The organism is Roseburia rectibacter, from assembly GCF_014287515.2.
GTDB classification, from domain to species: Bacteria; Bacillota; Clostridia; order Lachnospirales; family Lachnospiraceae; genus Roseburia; species Roseburia rectibacter.
This window is the reverse complement of sequence record NZ_CP092473.1, coordinates 3,490,945-3,508,272: the sequence shown is the minus strand read 5'-3', so window position 1 is coordinate 3,508,272 and position 17,328 is coordinate 3,490,945. Positions and strand designations below refer to the sequence as shown.

General features: G+C 38.3%; 18 protein-coding genes and 1 pseudogene. 16 read left to right on the top strand and 3 right to left on the bottom strand.

The window, feature by feature from the left end; translation table 11 throughout:
- Positions 1–47: 47 nt before the first annotated feature.
- A complete protein-coding gene (locus H8S51_RS16020; protein WP_408639567.1) occupies positions 48–377 on the bottom strand; it encodes a transposase in 330 nt (109 codons plus the stop codon).
- 183 nt (positions 378–560) lie between these two features.
- Between H8S51_RS16020 and istA the strand changes: the two genes are divergently transcribed.
- The 5 genes from istA to H8S51_RS15995 all read left to right on the top strand — a co-directional run bounded on the left by istA (position 561) and on the right by H8S51_RS15995 (position 6,007).
- A complete protein-coding gene (istA, locus tag H8S51_RS16015; protein ID WP_118375804.1) occupies positions 561–2,117 on the top strand; it encodes an IS21 family transposase in 1,557 nt (518 codons plus the stop codon).
- The gene (gene istB, locus H8S51_RS16010; protein ID WP_015520015.1) at positions 2,114–2,890 is read left to right on the top strand and encodes an IS21-like element helper ATPase IstB; all 777 of its coding nucleotides are present in this window, start codon (positions 2,114–2,116) and stop codon (positions 2,888–2,890) included. Before istA ends, istB begins: the two co-directional genes overlap by 4 nt.
- 244 nt (positions 2,891–3,134) lie before the next feature.
- Positions 3,135–4,343, top strand: coding sequence for a hypothetical protein (locus H8S51_RS16005; protein ID WP_186900638.1), 1,209 nt, complete (start codon positions 3,135–3,137; stop codon positions 4,341–4,343).
- Positions 4,344–4,367: 24 nt separating this feature from the next.
- A complete protein-coding gene (locus tag H8S51_RS16000) occupies positions 4,368–5,357 on the top strand; it encodes a DUF2971 domain-containing protein (RefSeq protein WP_186900639.1) in 990 nt (329 codons plus the stop codon).
- Positions 5,358–5,416: 59 nt separating this feature from the next.
- Positions 5,417–6,007, top strand: coding sequence for a hypothetical protein (locus H8S51_RS15995; RefSeq protein ID WP_186900640.1), 591 nt, complete (start codon positions 5,417–5,419; stop codon positions 6,005–6,007).
- Between the two features lie 185 nt (positions 6,008–6,192).
- On the opposite strand, the gene H8S51_RS15990 is transcribed toward H8S51_RS15995, so the two are convergent.
- Positions 6,193–6,993: an ExeA family protein gene (locus H8S51_RS15990; RefSeq protein ID WP_186900652.1), complete on the bottom strand. Its 801-nt coding sequence runs from the start codon at positions 6,991–6,993 to the stop codon at positions 6,193–6,195.
- A 149-nt stretch (positions 6,994–7,142) separates the two neighbouring features.
- Here H8S51_RS15990 and H8S51_RS15985 point away from each other — a divergent pair, with 149 nt between their 5' ends.
- The 11 genes and pseudogenes from H8S51_RS15985 to H8S51_RS15935 all read left to right on the top strand — a co-directional run bounded on the left by H8S51_RS15985 (position 7,143) and on the right by H8S51_RS15935 (position 16,482).
- Positions 7,143–7,412: a DNA alkylation repair protein gene (locus tag H8S51_RS15985; protein ID WP_186899912.1), complete on the top strand. Its 270-nt coding sequence runs from the start codon at positions 7,143–7,145 to the stop codon at positions 7,410–7,412.
- 272 nt (positions 7,413–7,684) lie between these two features.
- Positions 7,685–8,374: pseudogene (locus tag H8S51_RS15980) on the top strand (recombinase family protein); the annotation flags it as partial.
- A 196-nt stretch (positions 8,375–8,570) separates the two neighbouring features.
- The gene (locus H8S51_RS15975; RefSeq protein ID WP_241070774.1) at positions 8,571–8,867 is read left to right on the top strand and encodes a hypothetical protein; all 297 of its coding nucleotides are present in this window, start codon (positions 8,571–8,573) and stop codon (positions 8,865–8,867) included.
- A 164-nt stretch (positions 8,868–9,031) separates the two neighbouring features.
- Complete coding sequence (locus H8S51_RS15970) at positions 9,032–9,430, top strand: UPF0158 family protein (protein ID WP_186899910.1); 399 nt, start codon at positions 9,032–9,034, stop codon at positions 9,428–9,430.
- 17 nt (positions 9,431–9,447) lie between these two features.
- The gene (locus H8S51_RS15965; protein WP_241070773.1) at positions 9,448–10,710 is read left to right on the top strand and encodes a hypothetical protein; all 1,263 of its coding nucleotides are present in this window, start codon (positions 9,448–9,450) and stop codon (positions 10,708–10,710) included.
- Positions 10,711–10,999: 289 nt separating this feature from the next.
- Positions 11,000–11,149, top strand: coding sequence for a hypothetical protein (locus H8S51_RS15960; RefSeq protein WP_241070772.1), 150 nt, complete (start codon positions 11,000–11,002; stop codon positions 11,147–11,149).
- Positions 11,136–12,728, top strand: coding sequence for a methyl-accepting chemotaxis protein (locus H8S51_RS15955; RefSeq protein ID WP_241070771.1), 1,593 nt, complete (start codon positions 11,136–11,138; stop codon positions 12,726–12,728). Before H8S51_RS15960 ends, H8S51_RS15955 begins: the two co-directional genes overlap by 14 nt.
- Positions 12,729–12,886: 158 nt before the next feature.
- The gene (locus H8S51_RS15950; RefSeq protein ID WP_186899908.1) at positions 12,887–13,222 is read left to right on the top strand and encodes a glycoside hydrolase family protein; all 336 of its coding nucleotides are present in this window, start codon (positions 12,887–12,889) and stop codon (positions 13,220–13,222) included.
- Positions 13,223–13,237: 15 nt separating this feature from the next.
- Positions 13,238–13,798, top strand: a complete 561-nt coding sequence (locus tag H8S51_RS15945) for a hypothetical protein (protein WP_207724047.1) — start codon at positions 13,238–13,240, stop codon at positions 13,796–13,798.
- Positions 13,795–15,006 carry an MYG1 family protein gene (locus H8S51_RS15940; RefSeq protein WP_186899907.1) on the top strand — a complete coding sequence of 404 codons (1,212 nt, stop codon included), beginning with the start codon at positions 13,795–13,797 and terminating at the stop codon, positions 15,004–15,006. The genes H8S51_RS15945 and H8S51_RS15940 overlap by 4 nt, the downstream gene beginning before the upstream one ends.
- A 111-nt stretch (positions 15,007–15,117) precedes the next feature.
- Positions 15,118–16,482, top strand: coding sequence for an MATE family efflux transporter (locus H8S51_RS15935; protein WP_186899906.1), 1,365 nt, complete (start codon positions 15,118–15,120; stop codon positions 16,480–16,482).
- A gap of 5 nt (positions 16,483–16,487) precedes the next feature.
- Here H8S51_RS15935 and H8S51_RS15930 read toward each other — a convergent pair whose 3' ends face one another.
- Positions 16,488–17,159, bottom strand: a complete 672-nt coding sequence (locus H8S51_RS15930; RefSeq protein WP_186899905.1) for a GGDEF domain-containing protein — start codon at positions 17,157–17,159, stop codon at positions 16,488–16,490.
- Positions 17,160–17,328 lie beyond the last annotated feature (169 nt).

The following is a 17,328-nucleotide window of genomic DNA, read 5'->3' as shown; positions in this document are numbered from 1 at the left end:
CCTTAGGGTGCTTTTTCAAAATCTATCGATATTGGTATACAGACCTCTTATTTGAGGTTAAATTCGACATTGTCGGTGAGCATCTTCCAGATGACTCTGACAAGTTTGCCGGAACAATGCCCAAGTGCATTGTAATGAGACCGGCCTTCAGCCCTCTTGGCATCATAATAAGCCTTGAAGGTTGCGTTGTTTCTGACAACGTTCCAAGCTGCATTTACAAGGGTATATCGTAATACACGAGAGCCACGTTTGGACATCCTTGTTGTCTTAGCCTGAAAGTTACCAGACTGATAAACAGAAGGATCCAGACCAGCAAAAGCAAGCAGCTTGTTTGGATTGGAGAAACGGTGAATATCACCTATTTCACCAAGAATCATTCCACCATTTGATTATTCCGGAGCTCTCTGAGCCACCTGTCCGGACTTTGGGAGCCACCATTCCGGAGAATGAGAGCCACATATTCCGGTAATTCAGAGCCACATTTAAACGCTCTATTACATATATTTCCTTTACCTGTATTCACACCATTGGTGTGAATACAGGTAAAGGAGGTCACAATTATGACCAAGTATCGTGAAATCCTACGCTTGCAGAGCTTAGGATTCAGCGAACGGAACATCGCACAGAGCTGCGGTGTATCCAGGAACACAGTCGCCAAGGTTTTGAAAAAGGCAGCGGAAATAAATATTTCATGGCCGCTGGATTTTGACATGACCGACAGCGCACTTGAGGAGCTTATGTTCCCAAAGGATAAGTCAGTAACAAATAAACGCATGCCTGACTTTGACTACATTCGCAAAGAACTTCTGCGAAATGGAGTCAACAAAAAGCTTCTCTGGGTAGAATACTGTGAGGAGTGCCGTATGAGCAACGAAGAGCCGCTCATGTATTCCCAGTTCTGCTACTACATCCAAAAGGATGAAGAGAAACGCAGGGCTACCATGCATATCCCGAGAAAGCCTGGTGAACAGATTGAAGTTGACTGGGCAGGTGATCCCGCCCACATCTTTGATCCGGACACCGGAGAGATCACAGAGGCATGGATCTTTGTAGGGGTACTGACTTACAGCCAGTATGCTTTTGTAAAAGCATACATGAATGAGAAAACAAGCAACTGGATTAAAGCTCATGTCCAGATGTTCGATTTCTTTGGCGGTGTAACACCCATGCTTGTCTCCGATAACTGCACAACAGCAGTGAATCATGAAAAGAGCGACTGGTATACCACGTCATTAAACACAACTTACCATGAGATGGCAGAACACTATAATCTTGCCATCATTCCGGCCAGAGTCCGGAAACCCAAGGATAAACCAAATGTAGAAGGATCTGTAGGAAAGATATCTACTTGGATAACTGCAGCCCTTCGTAATGAACAGTTTTTCTCGCTTGCAGAATTAAATGATTCTATCCGGGAAAAACTGAATGCCTACAATGCTCGTAAATTCCAGAAAAAGGAATGCAGCAGGCTCAGTTTATTTCTTGGGGAAGAAATGCCGTTACTGGCTCCGTTGCCTGCTACACCCTTTGAACTGGCTGAGTGGAAACAAGCCACTGTCCAGTTCAACTATCACATCGCAGTAGACAAGATGTACTACTCCGTGCCTTATCAGTATATCAAAAATAAGGTAGATGTGCGTATAACAGATACAACGGTTGAAATATTTTATAATCACAATCGAATTGCCTCTCATAGGAGACTTCACGGAAGGAGCGGCCAGTATTCCACTGTGACGGAACATATGCCGCAGGAACACCAGAAATATCTGGAATGGAACGGCGACAGGTTCCGCAAATGGGCAGATTCGATTGGAATTAACACAAGTAAGGTTGTCGATGCAATACTTACCTCCGGCAGGGTTGAACAACAATCCTATAGAAGCTGTATGGGATTGTTAAAACTGGCAGAGAAATATTCGCCTGAAAAACTGGAACAGGTCTGTGCCAAAGCACTTTCTTATTCTGCTAAACCCAGCTATAAAAGTATCAAAAATCTATTGGCTGCAATGAAAGACTCACCAGATGACATATCGAATGCATCAAAGGAATCTCAGACTGTTGAAAAGCCACATGGCATCACAAGAGGTGCCAGATACTATGGAGGTAAACGATCATGACAAATCAAAGTACAATCGATAAACTTATCGAAATGCGCCTGACCGCTATGGCAGATGCATTCCGTATCCAGATGGATGATCCTACAATGAAGGAAGTGCCGTTCGAGGACCGCTTCGGTATGCTTGTTGATATCGAGTACAGCAATCGCAAAAATAACCGGTTGAAAAGACTGATCCGGCAGGCTGAGTTCGAACAGCCGGATGCCAGCATTGCAGCAATTGATTACCAGTCCGGTCGGAAACTGAACAAAGCACTGATCAGCCGTCTGGCAACTTGCGAATACATTACAGAATACAGGAACATCTTCATTACAGGTGCCACCGGAAGTGGTAAAACTTATATGGCCTGTGCTTTTGGCATGGAGGCCTGCAAACACTACTACACAGTACGGTATGTGCGGCTTCCTGATTTATTACTGGACTTACAGGCTGCCAGAGACAGCGGAACTTTTTCAACTGTCCTGAAGAAGTACACCAAGCCAGTAGTACTGATCATTGACGAGTGGCTTCTCCTCAAACTGACGGAAGCTGAAGCCAGAAACCTTTTTGAACTGATACACAAAAGACGCAAGAAATCATCCACGATCTTTTGCTCGCAGTTCCGCGAAAGTGAATGGTACCAACAAATCTGTGGCGGTGAAAGTACCCTGGCAGATGCCATTATGGATCGTATAACGTATGACTCATATAAAATCGATATTGAAAGCATTGATCCATCCAAAGATCTCTCTATGCGAGAGGTATATGGATTAGATCCTGCAATGGCAAAGTAACTTATCACTACAGAGAACGGAGTGGCTCCGTTAGTCCGGACAGGTGGCTCTCGCCACACCGGACAGGCGGCTCCGCCGCACCGTAATATTCAGATTAAAATGTTATTTAAACAATGGCATTGAACCGGATGATAATTTTAAGCAGAAATTTAGTGAAGCGTTCGGTGTTAATAAAGAATGGATGTTATACGGGCAAGGAGAATGTCCATTCCTATCCAATGTTAAGATTTTTGGAAACAACCCGATGGATATATTAAGAGAAGAAAATTTAATGGACATAGAGAAATTTGTTATTGTTATTGGAGAGTATGAACAAAGAAGGTATGCATGTATAATAAAAAAGAAAAGTGAATTTTGCTATGAAATATATCCCAAAAGATATATTTTGAATTCAGATGTAGGAAATGGTGGGAAAACCAAGTTAATAGAATTTTATAGATTTGTAAGAGAATCCGCTAAAATAAAAAAATTGGATTTTAACGCATATGAAGCTACAGAGCAACAATTTATAGATTTATATAACGGTAGCATTGCACCTAAAAAAGTTCAAAAATTTAAAGTGGCGAGAGGTTTTGTTGATGATTTTCTGAATTTGTCATCGGATTCTATAGAGCGAAATTCAAGATTTTGGGACGAGGATTTTCAAAAAGTTCAAAATTTTATAAAAGAAGGTTTAGGGGAACAAGATAGAATTGATAGTGAAAATGATAAGAGATTGATTACTGAAAACTTAGGTAATGTATTGGGTGAAAAATATGATGATATTGATTCATTTGATAGCTCAACATCCTTTTTTGATTATAGATTTGGAAAGGCATTTCCAGGAGTAAGAGGTATGAAAGAGTTCAATGAACCACAAGAATGTGTTAATAGATTAGAGATTCTTTTAAGAAGTCCATTGAAAAAAGAAGGATTAACAAGTCCAATTTGGTGGTTTAGAGGAAGTGCTAACCTACATATAGACAAATTTGTAAGATTATCAAAAACTAAATTTTTGATGAATTGCAATGAAATAGAAATAAATAGAATTGTAATTTATGCATCTTTGGAGTATTATAAAAAATTTGTTTATGTGGAAGCTAAACCAGAAAAGGCTACTGGATTATATCAAGAAATGAGTGAGGAGGATATAGCTGAACATATAAGAAGATATGGAGAATATCATGAAGAGTATGCAGTATATAATGGAAAAAATGTGACAAGAGCAGAATATGATGATGGGGCAGCAGTGATAGATGGAAAAGTTGTTGATATGGGGAATGAAGCTAAACTTAGAATAAGATATTTGACACCATATAATTTCATTATATGCGCACAATTTAATCCGATTAATGAAACAAAAAATGACAGTATTATGAAAATGTTTATGGATGGAATTTTGCAGGGAACATATTCTATAAATGATATTGTAAAATTTGTAGATGGGTTTTACAGACATAAAAGAGATGTGTAATTTGTGAGAGAAAGGAAGATACAAATGAAAGATACAAAATATCCATCAATATTATACCATTATGCAAGCATGGAAAAAGCTATAAGCATATTAAAATATAAAAATTTTAGATTATCGGATATTACCAAAAGCAATGATGTGAATGAAATGAGTATTTGTTTTCCGAGACTTTTCAATGAGATGATAAATAGTTATGATGGATTTAGTTATGAGTTTACTTATAAAGAAAAAGAAGGAAGAGAAGGATTTGGTATTTTAGTAAAAGAATTAAGGGAAAGAATAGAAAGAGAATTTGAAGATGGAACAATATCTACTTTTGTAATATGTCTTTCAGAAGAGGGGGATTTGTTAAGTCAATGGAGAGGATATGCGGATGACGGAAGGGGAATATGTTTAGGATTCAATGTACATGAATTATTGGAATTTACAGATACTTCAAACATTACAGGATATGCTTTGGAAAAAGTACAATATTTATCAAAAGAAGAACTTGACCAGTGGATTAAAAATGTCGCAAATGAATTATTACAATTAGTGAATATTGTTTTAGGGGCAATTGAGGATAGAAATATAGTTTATAATTCAGATGTGGAATTTGATAAAGATATATTTGATACGTTGTACTATAATATAATAGCTGAAATAGAAGAAAGTATAAAGTTTAAAGCAGATGGATTTAAAGAAGAAAAAGAGTGGTGTCTTTTTATAAAAAATTCATTAAATAAGGATGAAATAGATAAAAAAGAGTATTCTTCGATTGGACGTTTATCAGAGGAAACACGTAGGAAAGTAAGTGAGTTTGTGGATGCGAATATTGATTTCAATATAAAAGAAAATGATATTGTTCCTTTTATAAGTTTAGGGTTCGACAAGTTTTATAATAATTTGATAAGTGAAGTAATATGCGGTCCTAACAATATGATTAGGAAAAGTGATTTGGGTATGTTTTTACGCAAGTATGGTTACAGTAATTGTGAACATAGAAAATCAAGCATTACATATATTGTAAGGTGATATATATAGTATCATAGAGGCAAGCTGACAAAATAGAATATTTACGGAAGGAATAAGAGATGGAAGATTACATTGTAGCACTAATATCGGCAGTGGCATCATTTATAGCAGCCTATTTAGGAGCTTTTTTGGCATTGAAGAATGTAAAAAAAGAAAAATATTTTGAAGAACGAAAAAGATTATATTATGAACTGGCTGGGATATTACCTATTACAGATGAATTTATAGCGCAGTCGGATTATTTACAAGATTACGATTGTGGTGGAAATGCGGAACAAAAAATTGAAATTATGAAAATGAGGTTACAAGATGCAGAAGACCGGCTAAAGATAAAGAAAGTGGGACAATATACATCTAAAGAAATATATGAAATAGAAACAGAGATTAGTAATTGGAAGTATATAATAAAGAAACATAAAGAATATTTGCAAGAAATGGAAGAGTTACATAAAAAGTTAGAAGCGTTTGATAAAAGTGGTAAGAAAAATTTGGTGAGATTGTTTGCATCTGCTGAGGTGTGGAGTAGTTATGTACATTTCGAGGTTGCGTTACATAATGAGTATTATTGTAATATAGGAGTTAAAAAAGATGATATAGTATATCATATTAACAATTTAATTTTGGGTATGAGAAATGATTTGCAAGGATAGTGTTGTCCGTCAAATTAGATGCACCTGCTCCATGCAGATTAGATGCATCTGATTTAGATCTTATTTGTTATGCATCCGCAGATTGTCTGCACCAACATCTGCAAGTTATCTGATCGATATAAAAAATGATGCAGATTAAGGAATCTGGGAAAATACAATAAAAGCAGGCTGCCCTGCTTTTACTGCTAAATCTCATTATTATTGATTGCCTGCATGACGATCTCTGCAGTAATCATGTCACTTTTTCTAGAGTCTCCAATCAGAAGACAACTATTGCATAGATTGTTGATGATACGAGGTGTTCCATCAGATGCATTTAAGATGGCTTCAAGTGCTGCGTCTTCAAAGATTGCCCTGGTTGCACCTGCTCTTTGAAGCTTATCGAGCACATAAGATCTGCCTTCTTCTTTTGTAAATGCAGGAAGTTCATAATTCATGATGATCCTCTGACGGAATGGCACATGCACACTCAGGCGAAGTGTGGCGTTAAGTGATGGAAGTCCTGACAGGAGAACAACAGCACGATCCCTGGAATCCATCTCAAAGTTAAACAACAGCTTAAAATCATTCAGAATGGCAGAACTGATATAGTTCGCTTCATCAATGATGATTACTGGAGTTTTCCTTTTCTCAACAGAGAGCCTTGTGAGCTCTTCCTGAATTACCCGGAAGTTATCTGGTTTTCGGTAGTGGGCCTGCGCACCAAGTTCCGTGGCAAGGTTCCGATAAAAATCATTGGGGCTAAAAGTGGAAAAACAGGTATAGACTACTTTGTATTGTGAGTTATTTAAGGTTTGTACCCATTTCCTGATTGCGGTTGTTTTTCCGCGGCCGGGGCTGCCGGTAAGCAGTCCAAAGCCCTTTGTTTTTGCAAGATAGTCCAGCCGGAATAAAACTTCTTTGGATTCGTCTGTTGATACAAAGATTTCTTTGGAATTCTTTAGGAAAGGATTGAATTCCAAACCATAGCGGATCGTATAATCCATTAGTCGTCACCTCCATAAAGACGTGGTTTTTCACGTTTGATATCCGCGTTTTCAACCTTGTTTAACAAATCAATGGTGGGATACAATAGATGGGTTGGACAGAATTGTTGGAAATATAGCATTTTTTTGACGAGAGAATAAACAACTTAATGCTTGAATGGTCAACAGATGATGATTTTTGGGTGCGAAGAATTGCTATTGACCATCAGCTGTGCAGAAAAGATAAAACAAATACACAGTTGCTTGAGAAAATATTGGTAAACAATTTTGGCAGTTCTGAATTTTTCATCAATAAAGCAATCGGTTGGAGTTTGAGGGACTATTCAAAAACCAATCCTGATTGGGTAAGAAATTTCGTTGAGACTTACAAGGATAAAATGGATAAATTGAGTATTCGGGAAGCAAGTAAATATTTATGATTGTTGCTATATTAAAGAAATAGACAAATTCAAGTTTACCCAAATGACAACAGACAGGAAACTTGATATTTTTGTAACAAAGGCATCAATATATCTCCCATAATTCCCATAAATTTATGGAATTAAAATTTCATGATACTTATAAAATAGTTCCGATTTTCTTTCGGATTTCTCCTATTAATGAGACAATAATTATTTTTACACAAACCAGCTTATTCGTGGTAGAATAAAACCACAGATAAGCTGGTTGTTTGTTTTGAAAGGAGAATCTAATGAAAACCAAACAACCGGAACTAAACAAAATCACTGCACTCTACGAGAGATTATCCCGTGATGATGAGCAAAGCGGTGACAGCAACAGTATCATAAACCAAAAGAAAATGCTGGAGAAATATGCAACCGAACAGGGATTTACCACTCTGCGTCATTATACAGATGATGGCTGGTCGGGAACCAATTTTGACAGACCGGATTGGAAGCGTATGCTTGCGGATATTGAAGATGGCACTGTAGGATGTGTTATTGTAAAGGATATGAGCCGTATCGGGCGTAATTACCTTGAAGTAGGCTTTTATACGGAAGTGCTGTTTCGAAAGAAGAATGTGCGATTTATTGCCATTTCCAACAATGTAGACAGTGTTTTAAACGATGGCAGTCACGAATTTGCTCCGTTTCTTAACATTATGAATGAGTGGTATGTAAGAGATACCAGCCGGAAAATCAAATCCGTACTTCATAATAAGGGGATGGACGGAAAGCATCTGACAAGCAACGCAATTTACGGGTACAAGAAAGACCCTGATGACCCAGACCATTGGATTATTGATGAAGAGGCTGCCACAGTGGTACGACGTATTTATCAGCTTATCATTGAGGGAAACGGACCGATGCATGTAGCAAGGATTCTGAAGGATGAAAAAGTCGAAAGACCTTCCTATTATCTTGCAAAGCAGGGACTTGGAACCTGTCGGGGAATTCTTCTGTAGAAAAGGCGATAGAAGAATATGACCAATATTTGTCCGGGGATAACCAGAATGGTGGCCTTAGGTATATAGTTAAGGATATGAAGGGATGACGCTGTTATGGGTGTATGTTCCGCCAACATCTACTGTAGAAAAGTGTGCAAACAGGACCTATGACAGAAATGAAGATGGGGACATGGATATTACGGACTCTCCGATTCAACTACAGAATATGTATAACCGAAAGAGTAATACATATGCGGAGCACAAGATATTCCCATATGTTACAACGGAAGAGCTACGCATGGATTTGATGGATAAAGTAAGAAATCTTGCAAAGAGCAAAAATCCGGATCATCCTTGGTTGAAAATGTCTGATGAGGAAATATTGAAGAGTGCTGGCTTATGGGAAAAAGATTTTTCATCAGGTATTCAAGGATATAATCTGGCAGGTGCTGCTTACGATAAAAAGACTTCAACATGGACATTGTAATGAGACAGTCTCAACAAATTCTCATAAAATTTGACACTTGATGAGACTGAAAAAACTAAAAATGATTAATGAATTTATATGATTTATCGATTGGAGAAGATAAAATGAATCAATTTCAATCTATAGCATTAAAAACACATTTTGAAGTCGGAAAAGGATAAAAGATGAAAGTAAAATTAGAAGACATAATTGAGGCAATGGAATTTGCCAATATGGAAACAGAATATTATTATGATACCCAAAACGAAAAAGTTCTGATGTTGTTTGATGAAATGGTGGATGGTGAGGACAATCCGGAACTTTTCGAAGATTATATACCATTACCGGGACAATACGATATCAATGAGTATCGAATAATGGAAGAGTTTATATACGAACTTCCAGTGGGAAAGAATCAGGATGTATTGGCAAGGACAATTCAGGGAAGAGGTGCTTTTAGAAGATTTAAGGATAAATTGTATGACTTAAATCTGGAAAAACAGTGGTACCAATATCGTGAAGAAGCCTATGAAAAAATAGCAAGGCAATGGTCTGAAAGACATAAGATTGATATTGTTGAATGAAAGAAAGAGATGCTGCTATGATACCCACAGAAGATATTATGCCAATAGTGAAAAATACAATCGCTGCATCAATTAAATGTAACACCCATCGGGGATACATTGGTTGGAGCAGCTGCGATAATATTTGTATGGATATGCATGACTGTCTTGATATGTGTGCTGAGACTTTAGAAATGCGTGGTTATATGGTTGCACTTGAGGCGGCTACATATATACTGGTATCTGGTGTTAAGTTAGCATCTCATGCAGATAGTAGTTCGGGAATGCTTACAGATGTTATCATGTGTACATATGAATTAATAGAAAAATGCGCAAAAGAAATCGAAAAACAGGACAAACAAATGCGTGATCAAGCACTTGCATTAATTATAAAAGAGGCAAAAAAGAGTGTATTTGATGGTTGGACTGACTGGCGTTATGACTTGCTGAAATGTGGGATTTGCCTATGCGATGAAAAGAGTGCAAAGAAGCTTGAAAAGGTTTTGGATACCCTTTTGGAAATTTCACGGGAGGATTATTACCCGGAATATACGAAAAAAGAAGATTTGATTGTAAGATACCTTTTACATAGACATTTATATGGAAAAAAGAATACGCAGAAGGAACTATATCAGAATATTGCAATAAATGAACTCCGTATTATAGCTATCAAGGATGCTATGGAAGATAAAAATTATGATGAAGCAGAGAAGCTTTGTTTAGAGAAAGCAAACGAAGAAGAGACATGGCATTATCGTAGCAGTAATCCGGAAGATTGGAATAATATGCTATATGACATATATAAGACAGCAAACAGTACGGAAAAGCAAATCACACAGGCAAAAAAGCTGCTATTGATGGGAAATGAGAAGTTCTGGGATGTTTTGAAACAGATTTATAAAAAGTGTGGTGCGTGGAATGAAACTTACGAGAGCCTATTGGATGAATTAAAGGATAGCAAGCGAACTGTTTGCTATCGCAGTGTTCTTATTTCTGAAAATGAAAAGAAGAGACTGCTTGATGATGTAATGGAGAATCCGTATGATTTGTTTTATTATGGGAAATATTTGGTGAAGGAATATCCGGAGCAGGTATATGAGTTGTGTTATAAGGAAATAAGTGAGAGTTGTGCTCAGGCAAAGGATAGACGCGAATATAAGAAAATAACGAAGAATATTGCACAGCTTATAAAATGGAAGGGGAATGATACTGCTAAATCTTTAATTGAGGAATTGATGCAGAGATATCCAAGAAAACCAGCATTGTTGGATGAATTGGAGAAGGTGGAGAAGAAACTTTAGGAGAAAAGTGATGTTTTTACATTGACTTTATATAATTGAGTAAATAAAACAAAATATGATAAAAGAAATTTTGATAGGACCAAAGTCAGATGTAGAAGTGGAAGACGTGGTTAATTTTCTGAATTTTTGTGGATATTATTCCAGTACTCCTATTAGTATTAAAAAATCTGATATTTCGTACAGATAAGTAAAGCAGATATTAAAAGCATTGGAATTCCCAACTACCTTCTTGTCTATGCTATCACTAACAGATATAATATTTATATAAAACAGGAAGGGTAGGGATGGCATGACAAAAACGGGATCACAAAAAAATTTTAAAATAAGCATACGTGCAAAGATTTTAGTAGGAATGATCGTATGTGTTTTGACCGTGACGAATCTGATCGGCTGGTTTTTTTATAGTACAGGCGAGAGATACATTGTTGGAACAGTGTAAGAAAAATGCCAGAAATTCAGCGAAAATTGCCGCAGAAAGAATTGATGGGGATATTCTAGAAAAGATCAAAGCAGGGGATGAAGCGACAGAGAATTATAAAGAGATACTGTCGCAGCTGCAGGATTTTTTGTGTGGCGATGATATCCAATATATATACACGATGAGAATGAATGGCGGCAGACTGGAATTTATCGTTGATGCTGATACTGAAGAAGGGGCTGCAATTGGTGAAGAATATGAGATATATGATGAAATTGCAGAAGCATTTAAAGGAAATGTCACGGTTGACAGCGAAATGACATCCGATGAGTGGGGAGATTTTTACAGTGCATTTGCTCCGGTTTACGATAGTGCAGGTCAGATTGCAGGAATCGTAGGTGTTGATTGTTCTGCAACTGATATCAGACTTCAGGAGAATATTTTTATAAAAGAATTTTTGATCATTGAACTGCTTGGATTAGTGATAGCAGTAGTGCTTTCCCTTATCATAAGTGGTATCTTGTCGAAAAGTGTAGGTGTGATAGCAGGGAAAATGAGTGAACTTGCAAAGAAGGAGGGAGATCTTACACAGAAGATCAACGTAAGATCAACAGATGAAGTTGGAGATATTGCAGACAGCCTGAATATGTTTTTGGAAAATCTGCGTGAGATCATTCATAATATCAGTGTAAGTGAAAATAAACTTTTAAACAATTCAGAGCATGTAAATAATATTGTGACATCCTCTGCCAATGAAGTATCGAAGGTCAATGCGACAATGAACGATATGGAAGGAAAAGTCCTTGAAATGAGTGATCTGGTTCACAAGATCGCCGAAAATGCAAAGAATAATAATGAGATGATGTCATCTGTCATAAATGAGGCAAAATCGCAGGCTGAATATATTGGTGAGGTTGGATCAAAAGCAGAAAAGCTAGAAGAAGATGCGGTATCAGCCAGAGAGCGTATGCAGAATACGATCGTGAGAATTGGAAAAACACTTGAAGATAAAATTGAAGAATCAAAGGAAGTGGAGCGGATACAGCAGCTTACAGACAAGATCCTTAATGTTGCAGACCAGACAAATCTGCTTGCATTGAATGCCAGTATTGAAGCTGCAAGAGCGGGAGAAAGCGGCAGGGGATTTGCAGTTGTGGCCAACGAGATATCCAGTCTTGCGGAGGAGTCGTCAAAGACTGCAGGTGAAATTCAAAAGATAAATACATTTATCGTAGATATTGTAGCTAAATTAGCGGAGGCTTCGTTTGAACTGCTAAACTATGTGAAAACAAATGTTATTTCTGATTATGATGTCCTTGTACATACCGGTGAGGAATATGCAAATGATGCACATAATTTTAAAGAACAGATGGAAAAGTTTGAGGGGTATATAGATGAACTGGGACAGAGTATGGAGCGTATTCATTGTTATGTGAATGGCATCATGGATGGGTTTGATAAACAGAAAGAGGAAGTGTCGGTTAATTCAGAATATATGTCGCAGATCAATGAAGAATTTAAGAAGATCGTGGATGTAGTTTCGAACAATAAAGAAATTGTTGATGAGCTTGAAATGAATATCCGGCAGTTTAAAATCTAACATATCATATAATTCCTCTTAACAAAGTAGAAATAAAAGCGTATATTACCAGATAACAAAAGACAAGTGCAGCCAGGGGTTATAAAAATGCCAAAAAACATATTATTCAAAGAATATAAAACACAGGATTATATTGAGATCGCAAAATAGACAGAGAGATGGGTGGATGCCACAAAGGAACACCGGGTATCTTAGAGCATTTTATTTCTATGTATAAGATTACCGGTGAGGATGAGTTTTTAGGGTATGCAAAACGGACAGCAAGATTTATCATCAGCCAGTCGTTTGTGAGTGATGAACCGGGAGATATCTATAAACAGCAGAAAAAGAGAAACTGGTATGGAAACTGGTGGAGAACGATACCGCAGAATGTCCACAGCTATACCGGTTTATACATTGGAACAACAGGAAATGCATTGAGTCTGTTATCTTTAGCAGGGGTACTGGAAGGAAAAGAATGGATACAGACAGTAGAATACAATTATTTTAACTAAATGGGGAATGAAAAGATGGCAGAGAGAAAAATTTATCATTCAATCGCAGAATTAGTGGGAGAGACACCGTTAGTCGAAGTTACTAACTATGAAAAAGAACATGACTTAGATGCCACGATACTTGCAAAGCTGGAATTTAAAGATATTCCGGGAGTGCCGGAACTGATCGCAGAAAAAGGACTGGCATTCGATCCGATTTACGATCTGCTTCAGAAGTATGCAGATGAGCATGGCTGGTATTATATCAATCAGGGCAGAAATCCGGAAAACCCGAATGTACATATCGCAACTACCGGTCCTGAAATCTGGGATGCTACAGGCGGAGATATTGATTTTCAGTATGATGAAGTAGTTGAGGTTAATGCAGATCTTGCATATGAGGTTGGTCGTGATCTGGTAAGAACAGATGGAATCTTTCTTGGTCAGTCTGCTGCAGCAGCGATCAAAGTTGCAACGGATATTGCAAAAGACCGGAAGCAAAGGGAAAGACGATCGTTGCGATCTGTGCAGACAATGCATTCAAATATTTATCGACGAATATTTACAGATAGTAGGAGAAAATTGATCAGATCATGAATCATACATTATTACAGCAGATCACAAGAAAAGATGCAAAGGCATTTACACACGGCGGAAAGTTCCATGCGGACGATGTTTTTTCCTCGGCATTATTGCTCTATCTGAATCCGGAGATTACGATTACACGTGGCAATAAAGTCCCAGAAGATTATGACGGAATCGTATTTGATATTGGGCGCGGGGAATTTGATCATCATCAGAAGGACAGCAGAGTCCGTGAAAATGGAGTGCCGTATGCGGCATTTGGACTGCTTTGGGAGCAGCTTGGAACCGGGATTTTAGGGGAAGAACTCGCGCAGACTTTTGATGAGGCGTTTGTGCAGCCTCTCGATAACAATGATAATACGGGAGAAAAAAACGAGCTTGCAACCTTGATCGGAAACTTTAATCCAACCTGGGATGCGTCAGGCAGCAGTGATGATGCTTTTTTTAAGGCGGTCGGTGTCGCAGGTATGATACTGGAAAATAAATTTGAGCGTTATCTTGGAAATGAGCGTGCCGATAAAAGGATCGAGGAAATTTTAGAGTCACAGCAAAAGGAGTCTGATGCAAAAATACTCGTCCTGCCGGAATTTATTCCCTGCCAGAAAAGGCTTTCAGAGACGGAGATTGCGTTTGTGATCTTTCCATCTAATCGTGGTGGATATTGTATCCAGCCGCAAAAAAGAGAATATTCCATGAATTATAAGTGCAGTTTCCCGGAAAAATGGCTTGGACTGGAGAATGAAGAGCTGGTACAGGCAACAGGACTTTCCAGCGCCGGTTTCTGCCACAAAGGTGGCTTTCTGATGACGGCTGGCACATTAGAAGATGCTGTCGCAGCATGTAAGATCAGTCTGTCCTGCTTTAAAGAGGAACCCGTGATCGTAAATCTTGGCGGTGGAAAGGAAGCAGATGAATTATTGCAGAAATTGCCGGGAATGGAGCATGCCCGCATATCACACTGCGTGCTGCCGGATGTTCCGGAACTTACACTGCAGGGAATCTATGGGGAAGTTTTGATGGAAAAGCAGGAGTGGAAGAGCCGTATCAAAGATCAGGTAAAACAGATCTTAAAAGAAAAACCGGAAGCTGTTTATGTGGAAGGGGATGTTTTTTTGACTTATCCGATCGTACATCAGCTTCGAAAAAAACATATTCCGGTTTTAACACTGGCAGAATGTGATGGAGAGCGATATATCGTACGTATCCCGTCCGGTTCTTGAAAATTGATTGACGAAGCCCAAAAAAGGCAGTAAGATATGCAATGCAAAACAGGCATTGTATATCTTATTTTATTTTATGAAACAGTGTAAGGAAGAAAGGTGAGAGCAGCAATGAAAAATAATAAATATGAAATTGATATGTGCAATGGCACCATTATGGATAAATTAATATCGTTTGCATTTCCGCTAATGCTTTCTGGAATTTTACAGTTAATGTTTAATGCAGTTGACATCATCGTTGTGGGACGGTTCAGCGGAAGCCAGGCACTTGCAGCGGTCGGTTCGACAACGGCACTGATCAATGTATTTGTGAATCTTTTTATCGGGATCTCACTTGGAGCAAATGTGCTTGCAGCAAGATTTTATGCTGCAGGACGGGAGGAAGAAATGTCACAGACCGTACATACGGCGATTACGTTGGCACTGATCAGCGGTGTGGTGATGGCATTTGTTGGTGTATTGTTTGCAAAGGGAGCGCTGGAACTGATGGGCACACCGGATGATGTGATCGGTCAGTCGACTTTATATATGCGGATCTATTTTATGGGAATGCCATTTTTTATGCTTTATAATTATGGTGCGGCAATACTTCGGGCAGTCGGGGATACAAAACGGCCGCTTTTATTCCTTATTATATCCGGCTGTATCAATGCGGTGCTGAATATGATCTTGGTGATCGTATTTCATTTAGATGTTGCCGGCGTTGCGATCGCAACGATCATTTCACAGTGTGTGTCCTGTATTCTTGTTTTACGCTGCCTTTGTAAAACGCAGGGAAGCTATCAGCTTCATTTATCAAAACTTTCTATAAAAGGTGTTTATTTAAAACAGATTTTTCAGGTGGGAGTTCCGGCGGGAATCCAGAGTACAGTCATCAATTTTTCAAATGCATTGTTACAGTCCTCTGTTAATTCCTTTGGCGCAACAGCAATGGCGGGATATACGGCAGCAAATAATCTGCTTGGTTTCCTGTATGTTTCTGTAAATTCTGTTACACAGGCGTGTATGAGTTTTACCAGTCAGAATTTTGGTGTAGGAAAATATAAGCGTATGGACAGAGTTCTTCTGGACTGTCTGATTTTATCGGTTGGAGTTGCTGCTGTGCTTGGATGTGGGGCATATTTCTTTGGAACAGAGATACTGACGATCTATACCAAAGAACCGGATGTGGTTGCATGTGGAGTAGAGATTCTTTCAATTACTACAGTGCCATATTTCCTTTGCGGTATCATGGATCTTTTTCCGGGAGCACTGCGTGGAATGGGATATTCTTCGGTTCCGATGATATTGTCTGTGATCGGTACAGTCGGAATGCGTATATTATGGATTTTTGCATTCTTTCCGTATCACAGATCCTTGTATTTCCTGTTTATTTCGTACCCGGCATCCTGGCTGGCTACGATCGTGATGCAGGTGATCTGTTATTACTTTGTACGGAAAAAATGTCTGGGAAAAGCGGTTAAAAAGGATCTGTAAGCTGGTTAAAATACATCTTTATCCCGGTTATCATTCTTTGCACAATATAGTTTTTTGTCGGCGAGACTGTAGAGGGTGGAAATCTCCATTCCATTTTGGTATTGTGCAATGCCGCCATCCGGCAGATACTTTTCTAAAATCCGACTGAAAGTAACCAACACTTCGTCACCGAATACATGCCCATAGGTGTCATTGATTTTCTTGAAAAAATCTAAATCCAGTAAAACAGCATAAAAATCAGTATGATCATTTTGAATCAGCTGCTCTAAATACTGGTTCAGATAACGTCTGTTATAAAGTGCAGTCAGTGTATCGTGGTCAGCGGCATTTTTTAACTGATCTCCCAGAGTTCTTAGATCGCTGTCCTGTTTTTCATATTGAACCTTCAAAAGCAGAGTGACCATAAATACGCAAAACATAGAAATTACCAGAGAACAAAGGGTGGAGTAAAATGCTTCCTGTTCTGTGATCGCAGCCCATGGAACCGGATGATAATAAGAATAAATTACGATAAAAACATCACAGAAAACTGCTAAAACTGCAAAAATCAGGGCGTGGGCGGCCGGGATGAAAATGGCGATGGCAGCGATGCTTAAAATCATGTAAACGATCGTATTTGTATGATAAATATAATAAAGAAACGGAAATTCTATAAAAGTAAGCAGTGAGACTACCAAATAGGAGGCCCGTTTTGTATGTCCAAAATGGACACCATAGAAACTGTTCAGAAGGATGAGCAGTGCACATGTACCGCAGAAAAAGGTACCTGGTCCGAATCCATAAATACATTATTCTTTTCTGATAAGATGAGAATAGTATATAATGTTTTCCGGCATATTTCAAATA